Source organism: Terrisporobacter mayombei, assembly GCF_020748465.1.
GTDB lineage: Bacteria > Bacillota > Clostridia > Peptostreptococcales > Peptostreptococcaceae > Terrisporobacter > Terrisporobacter mayombei.
In genome coordinates this window covers 1-443 of the sequence record NZ_JAHZMP010000263.1, presented here as the reverse complement: position 1 = coordinate 443, position 443 = coordinate 1, and the positions used below count along the sequence as shown (strand labels likewise).

General features: G+C 50.8%; 2 protein-coding genes. Both read left to right on the top strand.

Translation table 11 applies throughout. From position 1 onward, the window contains the following. Positions 1-345, top strand: a 345-nt coding sequence (locus tag K0039_RS25455) for a PTS transporter subunit IIC (protein WP_042104082.1), incomplete at its 5' end; no start/stop codon positions are given. Positions 346-360: 15 nt separating this feature from the next. Further along, positions 361-443, top strand: an 83-nt coding sequence (locus K0039_RS25450; RefSeq protein ID WP_500303720.1) for a hypothetical protein, incomplete at its 3' end; no start/stop codon positions are given.

Sequence of the window (443 nt, the reverse complement as noted above, 5' to 3'; positions counted from 1 at the left end):
CTGATTATTCCTGGCTTTATCCCGATGTTCTTCTCCAACGCCACCATCGGTGTGTTCGCTAACCACTTCGGCGGCTGGCGTGCGGCGCTGAAGATTTGTCTGGTGATGGGGATGATCGAAATCTTTGGTTGCGTCTGGGCGGTGAAACTTACCGGTATGAGTGCCTGGATGGGTATGGCGGACTGGTCGATTCTGGCACCGCCGATGATGCAGGGCTTCTTCTCCATCGGTATCGCCTTTATGGCCGTCATCATTGTAATTGCACTGGCTTATATGTTCTTCGCTGGCCGCGCACTGCGCGCAGAAGAAGATGCAGAAAAACAACTGGCAGAACAGTCTGCTTAATAAGGAGTTTTGATTATGACCGTACGTATTCTGGCTGTGTGTGGCAACGGACAAGGCAGTTCCATGATCATGAAGATGAAAGTGGACCAGTTTTTAAC